Genomic DNA, 19961 nt, shown 5'->3' on the forward strand with positions numbered 1-19961 from the left:
TTTTTCACCTTCGCTATAATGACAAGCAACGAATATCAGGTGGGGGATGAAAAGATGGAAAAACTAGAAAGAAGAACTGATTTAACGGGAGCCGGGTTTGAAAGAATCAGTGCAGGGTTAAAAAAGATGAAAAACCTGTTTCTTCATCATACGCATTCTCTTTTTTTCTATAAAGGGTTTATTTATGTTGTTCTAGGCTTTTTATTGGGACGAGCCTTTATCTTATCTGAAATTATGCCGTTTGCATTGCCTTTCTTTGGGTCCATGCTGCTCATTAAAAGGGATAAAGCGATGCTTGCTTGTCTTGCTTTACTCGCTGGAGCGATGACGATATCACCTCAAAATGCATTATTCGTGTTTGCGTCATTGATCGTGTTCCTCCTCATGTCAAAGGTCGTTTCTTTTATCATCAAAGACCCGGTGAAAACATTACCGGTTGTGATTGTGCTCTCAATGCTGATGACCAGGGGAGCTTTTGTATACCTCGAGCAGGGTGCGGTTCAAAGTTATGACTATGTGATGGCGGGGGTTGAAGCTGGACTTGCCTTCATTCTGACACTGATATTTCTTCAAAGTTTGCCGATTTTTACAGTCAGGAAAATCAAACACTCTTTAAAGGTTGAAGAAATTATTTGCTTTATGATATTAATCGCTTCAGTTTTAACAGGTCTGGCTGGGATCACATTTCAAGGAATGCAGGCAGAGCATATTTTGTCACGATATGTAGTGCTGAGCTTTGCCTTTATTGGAGGAGCGAGTATTGGTTGTACAGTGGGTGTTGTAACTGGATTAATTCTTGGTCTCGCCAACATCGGCAACCTTTATCAGATGAGTCTGCTTGCCTTTTCGGGCTTATTAGGCGGATTACTAAAAGAGGGGAAAAAAGCAGGAGCCGCCATCGGCTTGATTGTGGGTTCTTTACTAATCTCCCTCTACGGTGAAGGGTCAGCAGGGCTAATGACCACGCTATATGAATCACTCATCGCAGTTGCACTGTTTTTGCTCACGCCACAGTCAGTAACGTCTAAGGTGGCAAAATATATTCCTGGTACGGTAGAGCATGTACAGGAACAGCAGCAATATGCCAGAAAAGTACGAGACGTGACAGCAAAAAAGGTAGATCAATTCTCTAATGTATTTCATGCGCTGTCTGAGAGTTTTGCGACATTTTACGAATCCATTCCTGAGGAAAAGAAGCAGGAAGAGGATGTAGATCTTTTTTTAAGTACGATCACAGAACGTTCCTGTCAAACGTGCTATAAGAAAAATAAATGCTGGGTGCAGAACTTTGATACAACCTATGAACTCATGAAACAAGTTATGCATGAATCTGATGAAAAAACGTACGAGCATAACCGGAAGTTGAAAAAGAAATTCAGTCAGCACTGCTCAAAATCAAAGCATGTAGAAGAATTGATTGAAGAGGAGATAGCTTACTATAAAGCAAATCAGACCTTAAAGAAAAAGGTCCAAGACAGCAGGCGCCTTGTGGCCGAACAACTTATGGGTGTCTCACAAGTCATGGAGGATTTTTCCCGGGAAATAAAACGAGAAAGAGAGCAGCATTTTATTCAGGAAGAGCAGATGATAGAAGCACTTCAGAATTTTGGAATTGAAATTCAGCAAGTTGAAATTTATAGCTTAGAACAGGGAAATGTTGATATAGAGATGAGAATTCCCTATTGCCAAGGTCATGGGGAATGCGAAAAAATCATCGCTCCAATGCTCTCGGATATTTTAGAAGAACAAGTTTTAGTCAAAGCAGAGCAGTGTGCGGAGCATCCAACAGGTTATTGTCATGTTGTATTCGGTTCTGCAAAATCGTATCGAGTGTCTACAGGTGTAGCACATGCAGCGAAAGGCGGAGGATTAGTATCTGGAGACAGCTACAGCATGATGGAGCTGGGTGCAGGTAAATATGCCGCAGCTATTAGTGATGGGATGGGAAATGGAGCAAGAGCCCATTTTGAAAGCAATGAAACGATCAAGCTGTTAGAAAAAATCTTGGCGTCTGGTATTGATGAAAAAGTAGCGATTAAAACGATTAATAGCATTTTATCTTTACGGACAACAGATGAAGTCTATTCCACATTAGACTTATCCATTATTGATTTACAGGATGCGAGCTGTAAGTTCCTCAAGATTGGCTCCACCCCAAGTTTTATTAAACGTGGTGATCAAGTGATGAAGGTACAGGCCAGCAACTTGCCTATTGGCATTATTGATGAATTTGAAGTAGAAGTGGTGAGTGAACAGATGAAGGCAGGAGATCTCCTTATCATGATGAGCGACGGGATCTTTGAAGGACCAAAGCATATCGAAAATCATGATTTGTGGGTCAAACGAAAAATGAAGAGCTTTAAAACAGAAGATCCGCAAGAGATTGCTGATTTATTAATGGAGGAGGTCATTCGCACAAGAGCAGGTCAAATCGATGACGATATGACGGTTGTCGTCATTAGGCTCGACCACAATACACCAAAATGGGCATCCATTCCGACAGGTACATTCTACCTTCAGAAACAAGAGATTTCTTGAAATATCGTATAATATGAATTTCTTCTGGCGATGATGGGGATATAAGCATTCAGTTACAATCCCAGGAGGAATGAAGATGCGAAAAGGTCACGTAAACCAAATCTTACTGATTACAGATGGCTGCTCAAATCATGGGGAAGACCCACTTGCGATTGCCGCATTGGCAAAGGAGCAAGGGATCACAGTCAATGTCATTGGCATTATGGAAGAGAACAGACACGATCATGAAGCGATGAAAGAAGTAGAGGGGATTGCTCTAGCAGGCGGAGGCATTCATCAGGTTGTCTACGTTCAGCAATTGTCTCAAACCGTACAAATGGTGACAAAAAAGGCGATGACGCAAACGTTACAAGGTGTTGTGAATAAAGAATTGCAGCAAATTCTTGGCAAAGATACTGAAATTGAAGAACTTCCCCCAGATAAGCGTGGAGAAGTGATGGAGGTTGTGGACGAGCTCGGTGAGACGGTTCATCTTCAAGTGCTTGTGCTTGTGGATACGAGTGCAAGTATGAAACCGAAGCTGCCAACGGTAAAAGAAGCACTCATCGATCTCTCTATTAGTCTAAATTCGAGAATTGGTGAAAATCAGTTTGGGATGTGTGTATTTCCCGGGAAAAACTCAGATGCAGAAATTGTGTTGAACTGGACGCCTCGGTTCGATTCGTTATCATCGATTTTCCCGAAGCTGACAACAGGAGGAATTACACCGACTGGACCAGCAATTCGAGAAGCACTCCAGCATTTCAAATCAGTTCGTTCACGAAAAGGGCTGCTTGAAGCGAAGGAAGAACATGATGAATTCGGCTTCTAACATCCCATTAGGTACAATGATAAAAGGAAAGTGGCATCATCAACATTACCGCATTGTAAAAGAGCTGGGAAAAGGGGCGAACGGTGTGGTTTATCTGGCCGAATCGTCAAAGGGGCAAGTGGCCCTTAAAGTGAGTGATGACAGTATGCTCATTGCATCTGAAGTCAATGTATTAAAATCCTTTTCAAAGGCTCCTGTGAAAACCATGGGGCCTTCTTTTTATGATATGGATGATGCTCTTTATCCTGGTATGTCAGAGAAACGGTCGTTTTATGTCATGGAGTATGTCAGAGGACCATTGCTACTTGAATTTGTCAAACAAAAAGGCGATGAATGGATCGTCGTTCTCATGATTCAACTGTTGTCTAACCTTGCTCACTTACATAAGGAAGGCTGGATATTCGGTGACTTGAAGCCTGATAATCTCATCGTTTCAGGCCCCCCAGCTACGATTCGATGTATTGATGTTGGAGGAACAACGAAGGCGGGAAGGGCGATTAAGGAATACACCGAGTTTTTTGACCGCGGCTACTGGGGCTTCGGTACAAGAAAAGCAGAACCTTCTTATGATCTATTTGCCTTAAGTATGGTCATGGTGAACTGTGCCTATAAAAAAGAATTTAAAAAAGGGGCAGAACCAGAAAAGCAGCTTTATCGAGCGATTGAAGGACATCCTTTATTAAAGCGATATGAGAGGGTGTTAAAAGCGGCTCTCCAAGGCAAATATCAATCAGCGGCAGACATGAAAAGCGCGATGTTGAAAGAAGGACAATTGCTTGCTTCAAGAAAATCACGACAAAAGAAGCCATCACAGCAAAATAGGCAAAAGTCAGCTGTTCCTCAACATCAACAGACCGTACCTTCACGATCAAGAGCTGCTGCTGCGAAAAGAACATCAGTACGCAAAAAATCAGGCGGTCTTTTTGAAACCATTCTCATCTTATGCAGTGTGCTCGCTCTTTACTGTGCCTATGTGGTTTTATTCCTATTATAGAGCTGTAAAAAAGCAGGCTTCTTCTTTGCTTGGAGCTAATGAAAGTGATAGGATATGTATATCTTTAAATTACCTGCTCTTTGTGAGGAGGAAGTTGTGAATAGAATTGAATCTTTTTTGAAAAAACATGATGTTTTCCTTGAAAATACGACAGTCATTGTCGGGGTTTCTGGCGGACCAGATTCTATGCTCTTGCTGCATGAACTAAACAAACGTCGAAAAGGTTCCTTTCAGCTGATTGCAGCCCATGTAGATCACATGTTCAGAGGAGAAGAATCCTTTGCTGATTTGGCATTTGTTGAAGCGTATTGTAAAGAGCATGAGATCCTTTTTGAATCGGCTCGTATACAGGTCACCCAATATGCAAAAGAAAACCGCTTAAACAAACAGGCAGCTGCAAGAGAGTGCAGATATGCTTTCTTTCGTCAATTGATGGAACAGTACAACGCTCAATTTATAGCGCTTGCACATCATGGAGACGATCAAGTAGAAACAATGGTGATGAGGCTGACAAGGGGAACTGTTGGAATAGGACTCGCAGGTATGCAAGCAAAGCGACCTTTTCAAGAAGGGTGGCTGATTCGTCCGCTGATTGGATATTCTAAGGATGATGTACTCACTGCTTGCGAAAAAGAACAAGTTCCTTATGTCATTGATCAAAGCAATCACACCGATGACTACTTGAGAAACCGGATCAGAAGACACGTTCTTCCCGTGTTAAAAGAAGAGGCACCTCATGTGCATGAAAGCTTTCAGTTTGTAAGTGACATGCTGACTGAGGATGAGCAGTACTTGCAGGCATTAACAAAGGATCAAATGCATCAAGTCATTACGAATCAAACGCCTAAGCAAATTGAGATCAAAACGAAGCCTTTGCTTGACCTGCCTTTGCCTTTACAAAGAAGAGGCATTCAACTAATATTAAACTATCTTTATGAAAACACTCAATCAGCGTTTTCAAACCAGCATATTCTAGGGACTTTGGACTGGTTATCTCATACTGATCAACCGTCTGGATCATTAGATTTGCCAAAAGGTTTACAAGCTGTCAAATCTTATGATCACTGTATGTTTACCTTTGAACGATCGCTTGTCATAGATCAGTCATATACTCATCATTTAAAAGGTGAGCTTGGCGAGGAACTCTTTCTCCCGAATGGACAGTCTATCTTGGTATCAAATCATGTTCCGAAGGATGCACGGAACGGAAACCATTTTTTCTTGCTTCAAAAAGATCATGTTCGTCTTCCTTTGATCATTCGCTCACGAAAAAACGGTGATCGAATCAAACTTAAAGGGATGAATGGATCAAAAAAGGTGAAAGATATATTTATTGATAAAAAAGTGCCTCTTGCAGAAAGAGACAGCTGGCCGATCGTCACTGACTCGGATCATCAAATCATCTGGATCCCAGGTCTGAAAAAATCCGTTTTTGAAGAAATTGATATGACAAACAGCGATCTCATTGTATTACAATATAGACAGCACGAAAATTTGTAGGGGGCAAGCAAAAGCATGAAACAAGATATTGAAAAGATTTTGATCTCAGAAGAAGAGATCCAGCTAAAAGTGAAAGAACTGGGTGCAACATTAACCAGCGATTATGATGGTAAATTTCCCCTGGCTATTGGTGTTTTGAAAGGGGCTCTTCCATTCATGGCAGACCTGATCAAACACATTGATACATATTTAGAGCTTGATTTTATGGATGTATCTAGCTACGGAAAGTCTACCGTATCTTCTGGAGAAGTGAAGATCATCAAAGATCTAGATACTTCTGTTGAAGGAAGAGATATTCTAATTATGGAAGATATCATCGACAGTGGGTTAACTTTGAGTTATCTGGTAGAGCTTTTCCGATACCGTAAAGCAAACTCCATTAAAATTGTGACATTGCTTGATAAACCAAGCGGCCGCAAAGCAGACATCAAAGCAGATTATGTTGGGTTTGAAGTACCAGATGCATTTGTTGTTGGCTATGGATTGGATTTTGCCGAACGTTACCGAAACCTCCCGTATATTGGAGTGTTAAAACCATCTGTTTACGAAGGCTAATGAGCACACGTTTACATGAGGTTATTGGTTGTGTTGGAATGATTTTCTATGATACTATTGAACATAGTTGTGCTTACTGTGGGAGGAGGTAAGGAATGAATCGGGTTTTTCGTAATACGATTTTTTATATACTTATTTTATTACTTGTGATAGGGGTTGTCAGTTGGTTAGGATCCCCTAATCAAAAGCCTGAGAACATGTCTTACAGCAAATTTTCGCAAAATTTAAGTGCGGGAAAAGTGGAGAGTATCTCCATCCAGCCTGTAAGAGGGGTTTATGAAATTCGTGGTCAATTAGATGGCGCGAAGAAAGATGAATACTTCATTACCCACGTTCCAGACGGTCAAGGAGTTGACCAAATTTACAGTGCACTGAAGAATACAGATGTAAAAGTAGAACCAGCACCTGAAACAAATGGATGGCTGCAAGTTCTGACAACCATCATTCCATTCATCATCATCTTTATCCTGTTCTTCTTCTTATTGAACCAAGCTCAAGGCGGTGGAAGCCGTGTCATGAACTTTGGTAAGAGTAAGGCGAAGCTTTACACAGAAGAGAAGAAACGTGTGAAATTTAAAGATGTTGCCGGTGCGGATGAAGAAAAACAAGAGCTCGTAGAAGTGGTTGAATTCTTAAAAGATCCACGTAAATTTGCGGAGCTTGGCGCAAGAATCCCTAAAGGGGTTTTACTAGTAGGACCTCCAGGTACAGGTAAAACATTGCTTGCGAGAGCATCTGCAGGAGAAGCAGGCGTTCCTTTCTTCAGCATCAGTGGTTCTGACTTCGTCGAGATGTTCGTCGGTGTCGGTGCATCACGTGTACGTGATTTGTTTGAAAATGCGAAAAAGAATGCACCTTGCTTAATCTTTATTGATGAGATTGATGCAGTGGGTCGTCAGCGTGGAGCAGGTCTTGGCGGTGGTCATGATGAGCGTGAACAAACGCTTAACCAGCTTCTTGTTGAAATGGATGGTTTTAGTGCCAACGAAGGGATTATTATCATTGCTGCAACGAACCGTGCAGATATCCTAGATCCTGCATTGCTGCGTCCGGGACGTTTTGACCGTCAAATTACGGTTGACCGCCCAGATGTCATTGGCCGTGAAGAAGTACTGAAGGTTCATGCGAAAAACAAACCGCTTGATGATACAGTCAACTTGAAAGCCATTGCAAGCAGAACACCAGGGTTCTCTGGGGCAGATCTTGAGAACTTACTAAACGAAGCAGCACTTGTTGCTGCCCGTCAAAACAAAAAGAAAATTGATATGCGTGATATCGACGAAGCAACTGACCGTGTCATTGCTGGACCGGCTAAGAAAAGCCGTGTCATTTCTAAGAAAGAACGCAATATCGTGGCGTACCACGAAGCAGGTCATACCGTCATTGGACTTGTCCTTGACGAAGCTGACATGGTGCATAAAGTAACGATCGTTCCTCGTGGTCAGGCAGGCGGATATGCGGTCATGCTTCCAAGAGAAGACCGTTATTTCCAAACGAAGCCAGAGCTTCTTGATAAAATCGTCGGCTTGCTCGGCGGTCGTGTTGCAGAGGAAATTACGTTTGGTGAAGTAAGTACAGGCGCTCACAACGACTTCCAGCGTGCAACAGGCATTGCAAGAAGAATGGTCACAGAGTTCGGTATGTCTGATAAACTTGGTCCTCTACAATTCGGTCAAGCACAAGGAGGTCAAGTATTCCTTGGCCGTGATTTCAACAACGAGCCGAATTATAGTGAAGCGATCGCTTATGAAATTGACCAAGAAGTTCAGCGCTTCATCAAAGAAAGCTACGAACGTGCGAAACAAATTCTCACTGAGAATAAAGATAAGCTAGAAATCATCGCACAAGCTCTTCTAGAAGTGGAAACATTAGATGCTGAACAAATTAAATCTCTTTACGATACTGGAAAGCTTCCAGAGCGTGTATACGCAGATGACGAAGAGAAAAACGATGATGTGAAAGTGAACATCAAGAAAAAAGAAGAAGACGAGGAGATTTAATCTCCTTCTATAAAAAGCTGTCGGGCTCACCGGCAGCTTTTTTTATTTCGATTCATGAATGGATCGGTTTCGAATTGTTTACAAATGGAACTCAATTCGTGTATGGTATGATAGAAAGTCGAAAAATGCTCTTTTTGAGACACTATTCAAAGTGGTGATGAAGTTGTTACTCGTGATAGATGTAGGAAACACAAATACCGTTTTAGGTGTTTATCATAATGGCGATTTGAACTACCATTGGCGGATTGAAACAAGCCGTCATAAAACAGAAGATGAATTTGGTATGGCAATCCGATCCTTATTTGACTATGTAGGGCTGATGTTTGACCAGATAGAAGGGATTATCATTTCTTCTGTTGTCCCGCCAATGATGTTTGCTCTGGAAAGAATGTGCGAAAAGTATTTTCACATTACTCCTCAAATCGTTGGGCCTGGCATGAAGACTGGATTAAACATTATGTGTGACAATCCAAAGGAAGTCGGCGCTGATCGAATTGTGAACGCAGTGGCGGCCATTCACCTGTATGGGGCACCTCTCATTGTGGTAGACTTTGGAACAGCCACAACCTACTGCTATATCAATGAACAGAAACAATACATGGGTGGGGCGATTGCACCTGGTATTACCATCTCAACAGAGGCTTTATATACAAGAGCGGCAAAACTGCCGAGAATTGAAATTGTCCGTCCAGATCACATTGTTGGAAAAAATACCATCAGTGCGATGCAATCCGGCATCCTTTATGGATATGTTGGTCAAGTCGAGGGCATAGTGAAACGGATGAAGCAGCAAGCCAAACAAACACCGAAAGTCATTGCAACAGGCGGTTTGTCTACATTGATTGGAAATGAATCAGACTGTATTGATATTGTCGATCCGTTCCTCACATTAAAAGGACTTCAATTAATTTATGAACGCAATCGTGTCGGTGTATTATAGGAGGGTTTAATCAAAATGGATTATTTAGTTAAAGCGTTAGCATATGACGGGAAAGTCCGTGCGTATGCTGCGAACACAACAGATACAATCAACGAAGCGCAGAGAAGACACCATACGTGGCCAACTGCTTCAGCTGCAATCGGCAGAACCATGACAGCGACTGTCATGATGGGAGCCATGCTGAAAGGCGAGAATAAATTAACTGTCAAAATTGAAGGCGGTGGGCCGATCGGAGCCATCATTGCGGATGGAAACGCAAAAGGTCAGGTGCGCGGATATGTCTCAAACCCACAAGTTCACTTTGATTTAAATGAACATGGGAAGCTGGACGTTAGACGTGCTGTTGGAACATCTGGAACGTTAAGTGTTGTCAAAGATATCGGACTGAAAGACCACTTTACAGGGCAAACAGAAATTGTCTCAGGTGAAATTGGAGATGACTTTACTTATTACCTCGTCTCCTCTGAACAAGTGCCATCCTCTGTAGGTGTGGGTGTTCTTGTCAATCCAGATAACTCGATCCTTGCAGCAGGCGGTTTCATCATTCAATTGCTGCCTGGAACAGAAGATGCAGTCATCGAAAGACTCGAAAAGAGATTATCAACCATTGAACCAATCTCTAAACTGATTGAAAAAGGGATGACTCCTGAAGAAATTTTAGAAGAAGTGCTCGGTGAAAAACCTCAAATCTTAGAAACTGTACCTGTCGAATTTTCTTGTAACTGCTCAAAAGAACGGTTTGCCAACGGTATTATCAGCCTAGGGAAAGCCGAAATTGAGGATATGATTGAACAAGACGGACAAGCAGAAGCTCAATGCCATTTTTGTAACGAAACGTATGTATTTACAAAAGAAGAGCTAGAAGAGCTACGTGAAGAAATAACCCGCTAAGCTCTAAGCAGCGGGTTTTCTTTTTAGAATGGAAAGGAGACGAAAGATGAGACTGAAAGCAAGAGTGGTATGGACATTTATCCTCGTTCTGCTCATGATTAATGCCGTTGTCATTGCATATGTATTAACAAAGTCACAAATGTCGCAAGCTTCTTCAAATGGGAAGAGCGGTGAAGAAATTGCTTCTATTGGGAAAGAGAAAGTCACACGTCAAGAATGGTTAAAGAAAATGGAAGACCGCTACGGAAAGGCAACACTTGAACAAATGATCAATCAGAAGGTAGTCAATCAGCTTGCGAAAGAAAACAAGCTGGAGGTATCTTCAAAAGAGATCAATCGTGAGCTGCTGATGCTGAAAGCGGTATCTAATAATTTCTACGAAGACGGTCATACAAGTGAAAAGGAATGGAAAGAGCAGATTCGTTATCAAATTTTATTGGAACAGCTTCTAACGAGAGATGCGGTCGTTTCTGAAAAAGAAGCCAAATCCTTTTATGAAAAAAACAAAGACTTGTATCAATATGATGACTCATACCGAATTCGACACATTGTTGTGAAAACAAAAGACGAGGCACAAAGTGTATTAAAAGATTTAAAGGGCGGATCTAGTTTCGAAGCTGTAGCAGCTGAACGATCCACCGATCGATATACCTCTCCTTACGGCGGAGATCTTGGATTTGTCACAGAAGAACAAGAAAGCATCCCAGCCCTATACATACAAGAAGCCCAAAAGCTTCAGCCAGATGAATGGACGAAAGAGCCGATCGAGATCAAAAATGGTTATGCCATCATACAATTAAAAGAAAAATTAAATGGCCGCTCCTTCTCTTATGAAGAAGTCAAAGATCAGATCAAAAGGCAGATCGCCATGGAAGATCTGGGTGAAAAGGCGAATGTCAAAACCCTGTGGAAAGAAGCAAAAGTCACATGGTTTTACGATGGAGAGCAGGACTAAAAGCATTGACAAAATTTTTCGAAATTGATAATTTAATATTAATACAATAAAATTACTCGGAGATAGAGGTGTTAGTGATGGCTCGTATTGCAAATTCAGTTTTTGAACTAATAGGAAATACACCAGTCGTTAAATTAAACCGTTTAGTAGATGAAGACAGTGCGGATGTCTACTTGAAACTTGAATATATGAACCCAGGCAGCAGTGTAAAAGATCGTATTGCGTTAGCGATGATCGAAGATGCTGAAGCAAAAGGTACATTAAAAGCTGGTGACACACTCATTGAGCCAACAAGTGGAAACACAGGAATCGGTCTTGCGATGGTCGCGGCTGCAAAAGGAATCAATGCGATTTTAGTTATGCCGGATACAATGAGTCAGGAGCGCCGCAACCTTTTACGCGCTTACGGTGCAGAGCTTGTATTAACACCGGGTGCAGAAGGAATGAAAGGTGCCATCAAAAAAGCAGAAGAATTAGCAGAAGAGCACGGATACTTCATGCCTCAGCAGTTCAGCAATGAAGCCAATGCTGAGATTCACCGCCGCACAACAGGGAAAGAGATTCTTGAACAGTTTGACGGCGACCTTGATGCATTTATTGCAGGAGTTGGTACGGGCGGTACGATTACAGGTGCTGGTGAAGTCCTGAAAGAAGCCATCCCATCTATTCAGCTTTATGCGGTAGAACCAACAGATTCTCCTGTACTATCAGGCGGGAAACCAGGTCCGCATAAAATTCAAGGCATCGGAGCAGGGTTTGTTCCATCTATCTTGAACACAGAAGTATATGACGGCATTATCCAAGTGAAAAACGAAGATGCATTTGAACTTGCAAGAAAGGCAGCGAAAGAAGAAGGAATCCTTGGTGGTATATCTTCAGGAGCAGCCATTTATGCAGCGCTACAAACAGCGAAGAAGCTTGGTAAAGGGAAAAAGGTTCTAGCGATTATTCCAAGTAACGGTGAACGATACCTTAGTACGCCGCTTTATCAATTTGATTAAACAATACACCCCAGCATTTGCTGGGGTTTTTTCATGAATTCTGAAGATGGAAAGCAAATACTATTTTCTAAATAAATTGGATTGCATTACAATAAGATTAATGAAAATGAAAAAGGATGATAACATGACACAACGTAGGCCGATGGGCATCAAAATTCCTTTTACGAAAGATGCATTCTTGAAACGATACGAACAATTAACGGCTCATGAATCACATCACGTCCTTCTTGAAAGTGCACGTGGCGGAGAATACAGTATTGCCGGCATTCATCCGATCGCTAAAGCGAAAGGGAAGGACGGGATGACCACCATCCATTATCAGGGTGAGGTGTTTTTCAAAGAGGGAGATCCTTTCAGGGCATTTGCTGATTGGTTTCAAACCCTTCAAACCGAAACGAGCGACGAATATCCTGACTTTCAAGGTGGAGCGATTGGATTTTTAAGCTATGATTATGCGAGATATATCGAGCATTTTAAAATGCTTTCCATTGATGATTTGAAGACGCCCGACTTGTATTTCCTCGTATTCAATGATGTCGCTGTCTTTGATCATAAAGAAGACGTCCTCTGGCTGATGACTCATACAGAAGGAGACGAACCTGTCAGTGAAGTTCATCAAAGACTCGAAGAATTAAAGCAAAGCTGGACAAGCACATCAGAAGAATCAGCACATTCACCTGTCAACGTGTCTTCTTCGGAATGTGTACCTGCTGCACCTTTTACTGAAGAAGTTTTCGGGGAAGCTGTAGAAACAATTAAACAATATATCGCGAACGGTGACGTGTTCCAAGTGAACTTATCGATTAGACAAGATGAACAGCTTCATACCCACCCATATCATTTATACAAAATATTACGTCACGTGAATCCATCTCCATATATGTCATATCTGCACACGCCAGATTTCCAAATTGTCTGTGGATCTCCAGAACTGCTTATTAAGAAAAAAGGCATTCAGCTCGAAACAAGACCGATCGCTGGCACAAGATCAAGAGGCAAGGATGATGCGGAAGATCAAGCGCTGGCAAAAGAACTCATTGAAGATGAAAAAGAACGCGCAGAACATGTGATGCTCGTTGATCTTGAGCGGAATGATCTTGGGCGAGTGTCTACTTATGGCTCAGTCAAGGTGAACGAGTTTATGGCCATTGAGAAATATTCACATGTGATGCACATTGTATCAAATGTCCAAGGGGAGCTGCGTGATGATTGTGATGCAGTAGATGTCATGAGAGCTGTATTCCCAGGCGGAACGATTACAGGTGCGCCAAAAGTGAGAACAATGGAAATCATAGAAGAGCTTGAGCCGACAAGGCGTGGGCTTTATACTGGATCTATAGGCTGGTTTGGATTCAATCAAGATATGCATTTTAATATCGTTATTCGTACGGCTTATTGTACAGGGGGCAGAGCCTTCATGCAGTCAGGTGCAGGCATTGTCATCGATTCTGTACCAAAGCACGAATACAAAGAATCGATTAAAAAAGCCTATGCAGTGAAAAAAGCATTACAGTTGAGCAAAGAAGAGACTATTTTGAGTTAGAGGTGAGCAGAGTATGATATTAATGATTGATAATTACGATTCATTTACGTACAACCTGGTCCAGTATTTAGGTGAGCTTGGGGAAGAACTGATTGTAAAACGAAACGATCAAGTCACTATTCAAGAAATCGAAGAGCTTAAGCCAGACTTTCTGATGATTTCTCCAGGACCTTGCAGTCCGGATGAAGCAGGAATTAGTATGGAAGCGATCAAACATTTTGCTGGGAAGATTCCGATCTTTGGTGTCTGTTTAGGTCATCAATCCATTGCACAAGTATTTGGTGGAGATGTCATTCGTGCGGAGCGGTTAATGCATGGGAAAACATCAGAGATTGAACATGACGGCAAAGGTGTCTTCACGGGACTACAAAATCCGCTCGTCGCCACGAGATATCATTCATTAATTGTTAAAGACGAGACGCTGCCGGAGTGCTTTGTCAGAACAGCGAGCACAAAGGAAGGCGAACTCATGGCCATTCGCCATAAAGAACTTCCGATTGAAAGTGTTCAATTCCATCCAGAATCGATTATGACGTCCTTTGGTAAAGAAATGCTCAGAAATTTCATTGAAACCTATCGTAAAAAGGGGAATGAAGTAAACGCATGATCATTTACCTGAACGGTCAGTATATAGAGGAGAAAGACGCGACTCTTTCTCCTTTTGATCATGGTTTTCTATATGGCATCGGTGTATTCGAAACATTTACCTCTCTAGCAGGACAAGTCTTCTTGTTAGACTGGCATCTTGAAAGGCTCAATCAATCATTGCGTGACCTTTGCATCGAATCCACAATAGAGAAACCATTTGTACTCGACATCATTCATACATTATTCAATCAAAACCAAATAACGGGCGGTCATGCGAGGATCCGCTTCAATGTTTCTGCGGGCAGAGGCAATGGATTTTCTGCAGACCCTTATGAGGAGCCTGTTGTTTTTGTGATGATCTCCCCATTCCGGCCTGAATCAATAGTAGATGAAAAACAGGGAATCATTCTTGATACAAGAAGAAACACACCGGAAGGTCCAAGACGGCTCAAGTCGCATCATTACATGAACAACCTGCTGGCGAAAAGAGAAGTAGGGAACGATCCGTCTGTAGAAGGGATCTTTTTAACAAAAGGAGACGATGTGGCAGAAGGAATTACATCAAATCTATTTTGGCGAAAAAAAGATGTGATCTATACACCTTCACTTGATACCGGCATTTTAAACGGGGTTACCCGTCGATATTGTATCGAAACGCTGCAAGCTTCGGGGATCCCACTAATAGAAGGAAGATATCCACTCTCACACTTGCTCTCAGCTGATGAGGCGTGGATGACCAATTCGGTTCAGGGAATTGTGCCTTTTAAAAATATCGGAGACAACGTCCTGCAAAACCACAACCGAACGATTTCGACCAAGCTGAGAACAGAATATACAAAAGCACGTCTAGAACATAAAGAGTAGGTGGACACAATGACACAACAATTGATAAAACAGCCTAAAATCATACAAGCCAAGCACCATACCCTTAGTTATGAAGAAAAGACATTGGTCATGGGCATTTTAAATGTCACACCGGACTCTTTTTCAGATGGAGGAAAATTCAATCAAATGGATAAAGCGCTGGCTCATGCAGCGCAGCTCATAGAAGATGGGGCGCATATTATTGATATTGGCGGTGAATCGACTCGGCCGGGAGCGGCACTTGTCTCAGAGCAAGAGGAGCTTTCAAGGGTCATTCCTGTCATTGAGAAGATCACAAAAGAATTAGACATACCTATTTCTATTGATACGTATAAAGCCCATGTCGCAGATGAGGCAGTGAAAGCAGGAGCCTCAATCATTAATGATGTATGGGGCGCGAAAGCTGATCCTCAAATGGCGCATGTGGCAGCGAAGCACAACGTGCCAATCATCTTAATGCACAATCGACCAGAGCGGAATTACACCCATCTGATTTCAGATATGATTGCAGATCTGAAAGAAAGTGTTCAAATTGTGAAACAAGCGGGTGTCCGTGATGACATGATCATCTTAGACCCTGGTGTAGGATTTGCGAAAAATAAAACTGACAACCTCATGGTCATGAATGAACTTGAACATTTTTGCCACCTAGGGTATCCGCTGCTGCTAGCAACATCCCGCAAACGATTCATCGGTGCAGTTTTAGACCTGCCGCCTGAAGAACGTACTGAAGGAACGGGTGCAACGGTCTGTCTTGGTATTCAAAAGGGCAGCGCGATGGTCCGAGTGCACGATGTAAAAGAAATCGCAAGAATGGCAAAAATGATGGATGCCATGCTGAATAAAGGAGGCGCTTATCATCGATAAAGTATATGTAAACGGAATGGAATTTTACGGCTATCACGGTGTATTTGCAGAAGAGAATAAACTAGGCCAGCGCTTTCGTGTGGACCTAACAGCTTCACTTGATTTAAGTAAGGCAGGACAAACGGATGACCTAAATGAGACCATCAACTATGCTGAGCTCTACAACATCTGCAAAAATATTGTAGAAGGGGACCCAGTGAACCTCGTTGAAACGCTGACAGAAAGAATTGCAAACCAAGTGTTAAAGGACTTTCCGACAGTTCAAGAATGTACAGTAAAAGTAATCAAACCAGATCCGCCAATTCCAGGACACTATCAGTCCGTTGCCATTGAAATGACGAGATCACGCGCATGAACAATACAGCATATATCGCTTTAGGCTCAAACATAGGAAAAAAGGAAACATACTTAAAAGAAGCTGTCAAAAAACTTCACGAACATCCAGGTGTTCAAGTTGAATCCATTTCATCTATATATGAGACAACACCTGTAGGTTACGAGAATCAGGATGACTTCTTGAACATGGCTGTGAAGATTTCCACCTCGCTTCGTCCTGAAGAACTTCTATCACTGACTCAGAACATTGAGCAGGAGTTAGGCAGAACAAGAGAAGTGAGGTGGGGTCCGCGGACAGCTGACCTTGACATTTTACTTTATAATCGTGAAAATATTGAAACAGAACAACTTGTAGTGCCGCATCCTAGAATGTACGAACGTTTATTCGTTCTTGTTCCGATGAGTGAGATTTGCCCAGAAATCGGCGAAGCCCAGATAAACGCCGTAACAGACCAAGAAGGTGTAAGCATATGGAAAAAGACATGTGGGGTAGAAGAATTCGTGCATACCGAAAGCTAAAAGGGTATACTCAGGAAGGGTTCGCCAAAAGACTGGGCATCTCTGTCTCTGTCTTAGGGGAAATTGAGCGAGGCAATCGATTACCAACAAACCAAATGGTTGGTCAAATAGCAGATGCTTTAAATATAACGGTGGAAGAACTTTCACCAATACTTGAAGAAGAAAGGAGGGGACATGATGTTTAAAATCGGAGATATCGAAATTAAAAACAAAGTAGTGCTCGCACCAATGGCTGGTGTATGTAACTCTGCTTTCAGACTCACGGTGAAAGAGTTTGGAGCGGGCTTAGTCTGCGCTGAAATGGTCAGTGACAAAGCGATCTTGATTAATAATGCCAGAACGATGGGCATGCTGTACATTGATGAACGTGAAAAACCGTTGAGCCTTCAGATATTTGGGGGAGAAAAGGACACGCTCGTGGAAGCGGCCAAGTTTGTAGACGAGAATACAACTGCGGACATTATTGATATTAATATGGGATGTCCTGTACCAAAGATCACGAAATGTGACGCAGGAGCGAAATGGCTGCTGGATCCAAACAAGATTTACGAAATGGTATCTGCAGTCGTAGAAGCTGTAGATAAACCTGTTACTGTGAAAATGAGAATGGGCTGGGACGAAGACCATATTTTCGCTATCGAAAATGCCCGTGCTGTTGAAAGGGCAGGCGGACAAGCCGTTGCCCTTCACGGACGGACCCGTGTACAGATGTACGAAGGAACGGCGAATTGGGATATCATGAAAGAAGTGAAACAATCTGTATCAATTCCTGTCATCGGGAATGGAGATGTCAAAACTCCTCAAGATGCAAAACGTATGCTTGATGAAACAGGTGTGGATGCTGTGATGATCGGAAGAGCCGCACTAGGAAACCCGTGGATGATTTACCGGACGGTTCATTATTTAGAAACGGGTGAACTAAAAGAAGAGCCTAATGTGCGTGAGAAAATGTCTGTGTGCAAACTTCACTTAGACAGACTCATAGACCTGAAAGGCGAGCATGTGGCTGTCAGAGAAATGAGAAAACATGCAGCATGGTACTTAAAAGGTGTCCGAGGCAATGCAGATGTAAGAAACCAAATCAATCAAAGTGAAACGAGAGCGGAGCTTGTAAAAGTTCTAGATGACTTTACGATCGAAGCCGAGGCAAAAGAGCTTCAAAGAATAAAAGTAGGATAAGACTATCTTTCTTTTTGTAGCTCACTGCTAGTGCACGTACTGGCAGTTTTTCTGCTTTTCTCTGCAAAATACATTATTGGAGTGATATAAATGAGTAATGAATGGCTTAATAACGAAGAATTAAATGATCAATTCCAAGTAAGACGTGACAAAATGAATAAAATGAGAGAAGAGGGTATCGATCCATTCGGTGAACGATATGACCGTTCTCATCAATCTGCACAAATTATTGCTGAATATGACGAGTTTTCAAAAGAAGACTTAGAAGAAAAAGCAGCTCAAGTAACAATTGCTGGCCGTATGATGACAAAACGGGGAAAAGGGAAAGCTGGCTTTGCACACATTCAAGACTTAGAAGGACAAATTCAAATCTATGTACGTAAAGATAGTGTAGGAGAAGAAGCTTACGAATTATTCAAAAGCTCAGACCTAGGCGATATTATCGGTGTGACGGGAACCGTATTTAAAACGAATGTAGGAGAACTTTCAATTAAAGCGACTAGCTTTGAGGTTCTTACAAAAGCACTTCGCCCGCTCCCTGATAAATATCACGGACTAAAAGATGTAGAACAACGCTATCGTCAGCGTTACCTTGACTTGATTGTCAATCCAGAAAGTAAGCAGACGTTCATCATGCGAAGCAAAATCATTCAATCAATGAGAAGATACTTAGATTCAAAAGGATACCTAGAAGTTGAAACACCAACAATGCATAGCATCCCTGGTGGTGCATCAGCTCGTCCTTTCATTACTCATCACAATGCACTTGATATGCCGCTTTATATGCGTATTGCGATCGAGCTGCATTTAAAACGTCTGATTGTCGGTGGTCTAGAGAAAGTATACGAGATTGGCCGCGTATTCCGTAATGAAGGAGTCTCAACTCGTCATAACCCGGAATTTACTATGATTGAGCTGTATGAAGCATATGCAGACTATAAAGATATCATGAACCTAACGGAAAACTTGATTGCTCATATTGCCCAAGAGGTACTAGGAACAACAACGATTCAATATGGAGAAGATGAAATTGATCTAAAACCTGAATGGAAGAGACTCCATATGGTTGAAGCAGTCAAAGAAGCGACAGGTGTAGACTTCTGGCAAGAGATGTCTGTAGAAGAAGCAAAACAGAATGCTGCTGATCACGGTGTTGAAATCACAAAAAACATGACAGTAGGTCATATTATCAATGAGTTCTTCGAGCAAAAAGTAGAAGAAACACTGGTTCAGCCTACTTTTATTTACGGGCACCCAGTCGAGATTTCTCCATTAGCTAAGAAAAATCCTGAAGACCCGCGCTTCACGGACCGCTTTGAGCTATTCATCGTGCGCCGCGAGCATGCAAATGCATTCACCGAGCTGAATGATCCAATCGACCAAAGAGAACGTTTTGAAGCTCAATTAAAAGAACGTGAAGAAGGAAATGACGAAGCGCATCTCATGGATGACGATTTTGTTGAAGCATTAGAATATGGCATGCCGCCAACAGGCGGACTAGGAATCGGTATCGACCGATTAATCATGCTGCTAACAAATTCTCCATCAATCAGAGATGTACTGCTTTTCCCGCAAATGAGAAACCGTTAATACATCAACAAAAGCGCCATTTGATCTGTGGCGCTTTTTATTTTTCATAAAATGAAACTTTTTTAAAAAAACTATTGCAAGAAAAGAATCCAGATGGTATATTATTATTCGTTGCCGCAAAACAGCAACGAGGTTGGAAAAAGAAAATGAAAAAAGTTCTTGACTTTAACCGAAGCAAAATGTTAAGATATTAAAGTCGCTTACGAGCGATAACGAAGATGATCTTTGAAAACTAAACAAGACAAAACGTACCTGTTAATTCGAGTTTTTATAAAAAAATCCTATGATAC

Annotated in this window: 19 protein-coding genes; all 19 read left to right on the top strand. The window is 42.0% G+C overall.

Annotated elements, in window-relative coordinates:
* The first annotated feature begins 54 nt into the window (after positions 1–54).
* The 19 genes from spoIIE to lysS all read left to right on the top strand — a co-directional run bounded on the left by spoIIE (position 55) and on the right by lysS (position 19671).
* Positions 55–2538, top strand: coding sequence for a stage II sporulation protein E (gene spoIIE, locus V7L95_RS07615; RefSeq protein ID WP_024719363.1), 2484 nt, complete (start codon positions 55–57; stop codon positions 2536–2538).
* A 76-nt stretch (positions 2539–2614) separates the two neighbouring features.
* Complete coding sequence (locus V7L95_RS07620; protein WP_008341829.1) at positions 2615–3349, top strand: VWA domain-containing protein; 735 nt, start codon at positions 2615–2617, stop codon at positions 3347–3349.
* Complete coding sequence (locus V7L95_RS07625) at positions 3333–4343, top strand: protein kinase (RefSeq protein ID WP_017359313.1); 1011 nt, start codon at positions 3333–3335, stop codon at positions 4341–4343. Before V7L95_RS07620 ends, V7L95_RS07625 begins: the two co-directional genes overlap by 17 nt.
* Positions 4344–4439: 96 nt before the next feature.
* Entirely contained in the window at positions 4440–5843 is a 1404-nt protein-coding gene (gene tilS, locus V7L95_RS07630; protein WP_017366442.1) for a tRNA lysidine(34) synthetase TilS, read from the top strand.
* Between the two features lie 15 nt (positions 5844–5858).
* Entirely contained in the window at positions 5859–6398 is a 540-nt protein-coding gene (hpt, locus tag V7L95_RS07635; RefSeq protein ID WP_007496175.1) for a hypoxanthine phosphoribosyltransferase, read from the top strand.
* A gap of 95 nt (positions 6399–6493) precedes the next feature.
* Positions 6494–8398, top strand: a complete 1905-nt coding sequence (ftsH, locus tag V7L95_RS07640; protein WP_007496173.1) for an ATP-dependent zinc metalloprotease FtsH — start codon at positions 6494–6496, stop codon at positions 8396–8398.
* A 163-nt stretch (positions 8399–8561) separates the two neighbouring features.
* Complete coding sequence (locus V7L95_RS07645; protein WP_008341820.1) at positions 8562–9338, top strand: type III pantothenate kinase; 777 nt, start codon at positions 8562–8564, stop codon at positions 9336–9338.
* A 15-nt stretch (positions 9339–9353) separates the two neighbouring features.
* Positions 9354–10229 (top strand): Hsp33 family molecular chaperone HslO, encoded by an 876-nt coding sequence (gene hslO, locus V7L95_RS07650; protein ID WP_007496169.1) that lies wholly within the window; start codon positions 9354–9356, stop codon positions 10227–10229.
* Positions 10230–10281: 52 nt separating this feature from the next.
* Positions 10282–11184 carry a peptidyl-prolyl cis-trans isomerase gene (locus V7L95_RS07655; protein WP_025206605.1) on the top strand — a complete coding sequence of 301 codons (903 nt, stop codon included), beginning with the start codon at positions 10282–10284 and terminating at the stop codon, positions 11182–11184.
* Positions 11185–11261: 77 nt separating this feature from the next.
* Positions 11262–12185, top strand: a complete 924-nt coding sequence (cysK, locus tag V7L95_RS07660) for a cysteine synthase A (protein WP_008341814.1) — start codon at positions 11262–11264, stop codon at positions 12183–12185.
* A gap of 124 nt (positions 12186–12309) precedes the next feature.
* The gene (locus V7L95_RS07665; protein WP_206115912.1) at positions 12310–13728 is read left to right on the top strand and encodes an anthranilate synthase component I family protein; all 1419 of its coding nucleotides are present in this window, start codon (positions 12310–12312) and stop codon (positions 13726–13728) included.
* Between the two features lie 13 nt (positions 13729–13741).
* Complete coding sequence (pabA, locus tag V7L95_RS07670; RefSeq protein ID WP_008341810.1) at positions 13742–14335, top strand: aminodeoxychorismate/anthranilate synthase component II; 594 nt, start codon at positions 13742–13744, stop codon at positions 14333–14335.
* Positions 14332–15180, top strand: a complete 849-nt coding sequence (gene pabC, locus V7L95_RS07675) for an aminodeoxychorismate lyase (RefSeq protein WP_076822920.1) — start codon at positions 14332–14334, stop codon at positions 15178–15180. Before pabA ends, pabC begins: the two co-directional genes overlap by 4 nt.
* 9 nt (positions 15181–15189) lie before the next feature.
* A complete protein-coding gene (gene folP, locus V7L95_RS07680; RefSeq protein ID WP_035391541.1) occupies positions 15190–16047 on the top strand; it encodes a dihydropteroate synthase in 858 nt (285 codons plus the stop codon).
* Complete coding sequence (folB, locus tag V7L95_RS07685; protein WP_024719372.1) at positions 16040–16402, top strand: dihydroneopterin aldolase; 363 nt, start codon at positions 16040–16042, stop codon at positions 16400–16402. The genes folP and folB overlap by 8 nt, the downstream gene beginning before the upstream one ends.
* Complete coding sequence (folK, locus tag V7L95_RS07690) at positions 16399–16902, top strand: 2-amino-4-hydroxy-6-hydroxymethyldihydropteridine diphosphokinase (RefSeq protein WP_007496156.1); 504 nt, start codon at positions 16399–16401, stop codon at positions 16900–16902. The genes folB and folK overlap by 4 nt, the downstream gene beginning before the upstream one ends.
* Positions 16854–17087, top strand: a complete 234-nt coding sequence (locus tag V7L95_RS07695) for a helix-turn-helix transcriptional regulator (RefSeq protein ID WP_008341798.1) — start codon at positions 16854–16856, stop codon at positions 17085–17087. The genes folK and V7L95_RS07695 overlap by 49 nt, the downstream gene beginning before the upstream one ends.
* On the top strand, positions 17080–18081 hold the full coding sequence (gene dusB / locus V7L95_RS07700) for a tRNA dihydrouridine synthase DusB (RefSeq protein ID WP_017359306.1): 1002 nt from the start codon (positions 17080–17082) through the stop codon (positions 18079–18081). Before V7L95_RS07695 ends, dusB begins: the two co-directional genes overlap by 8 nt.
* 90 nt (positions 18082–18171) lie before the next feature.
* A complete protein-coding gene (lysS, locus tag V7L95_RS07705) occupies positions 18172–19671 on the top strand; it encodes a lysine--tRNA ligase (protein WP_340968715.1) in 1500 nt (499 codons plus the stop codon).
* Positions 19672–19961 lie beyond the last annotated feature (290 nt).

The organism is Bacillus sp. PPSBB_11 (genome assembly GCF_038023285.1).
GTDB classification, from domain to species: domain Bacteria; phylum Bacillota; class Bacilli; order Bacillales; family Bacillaceae; genus Bacillus; species Bacillus altitudinis.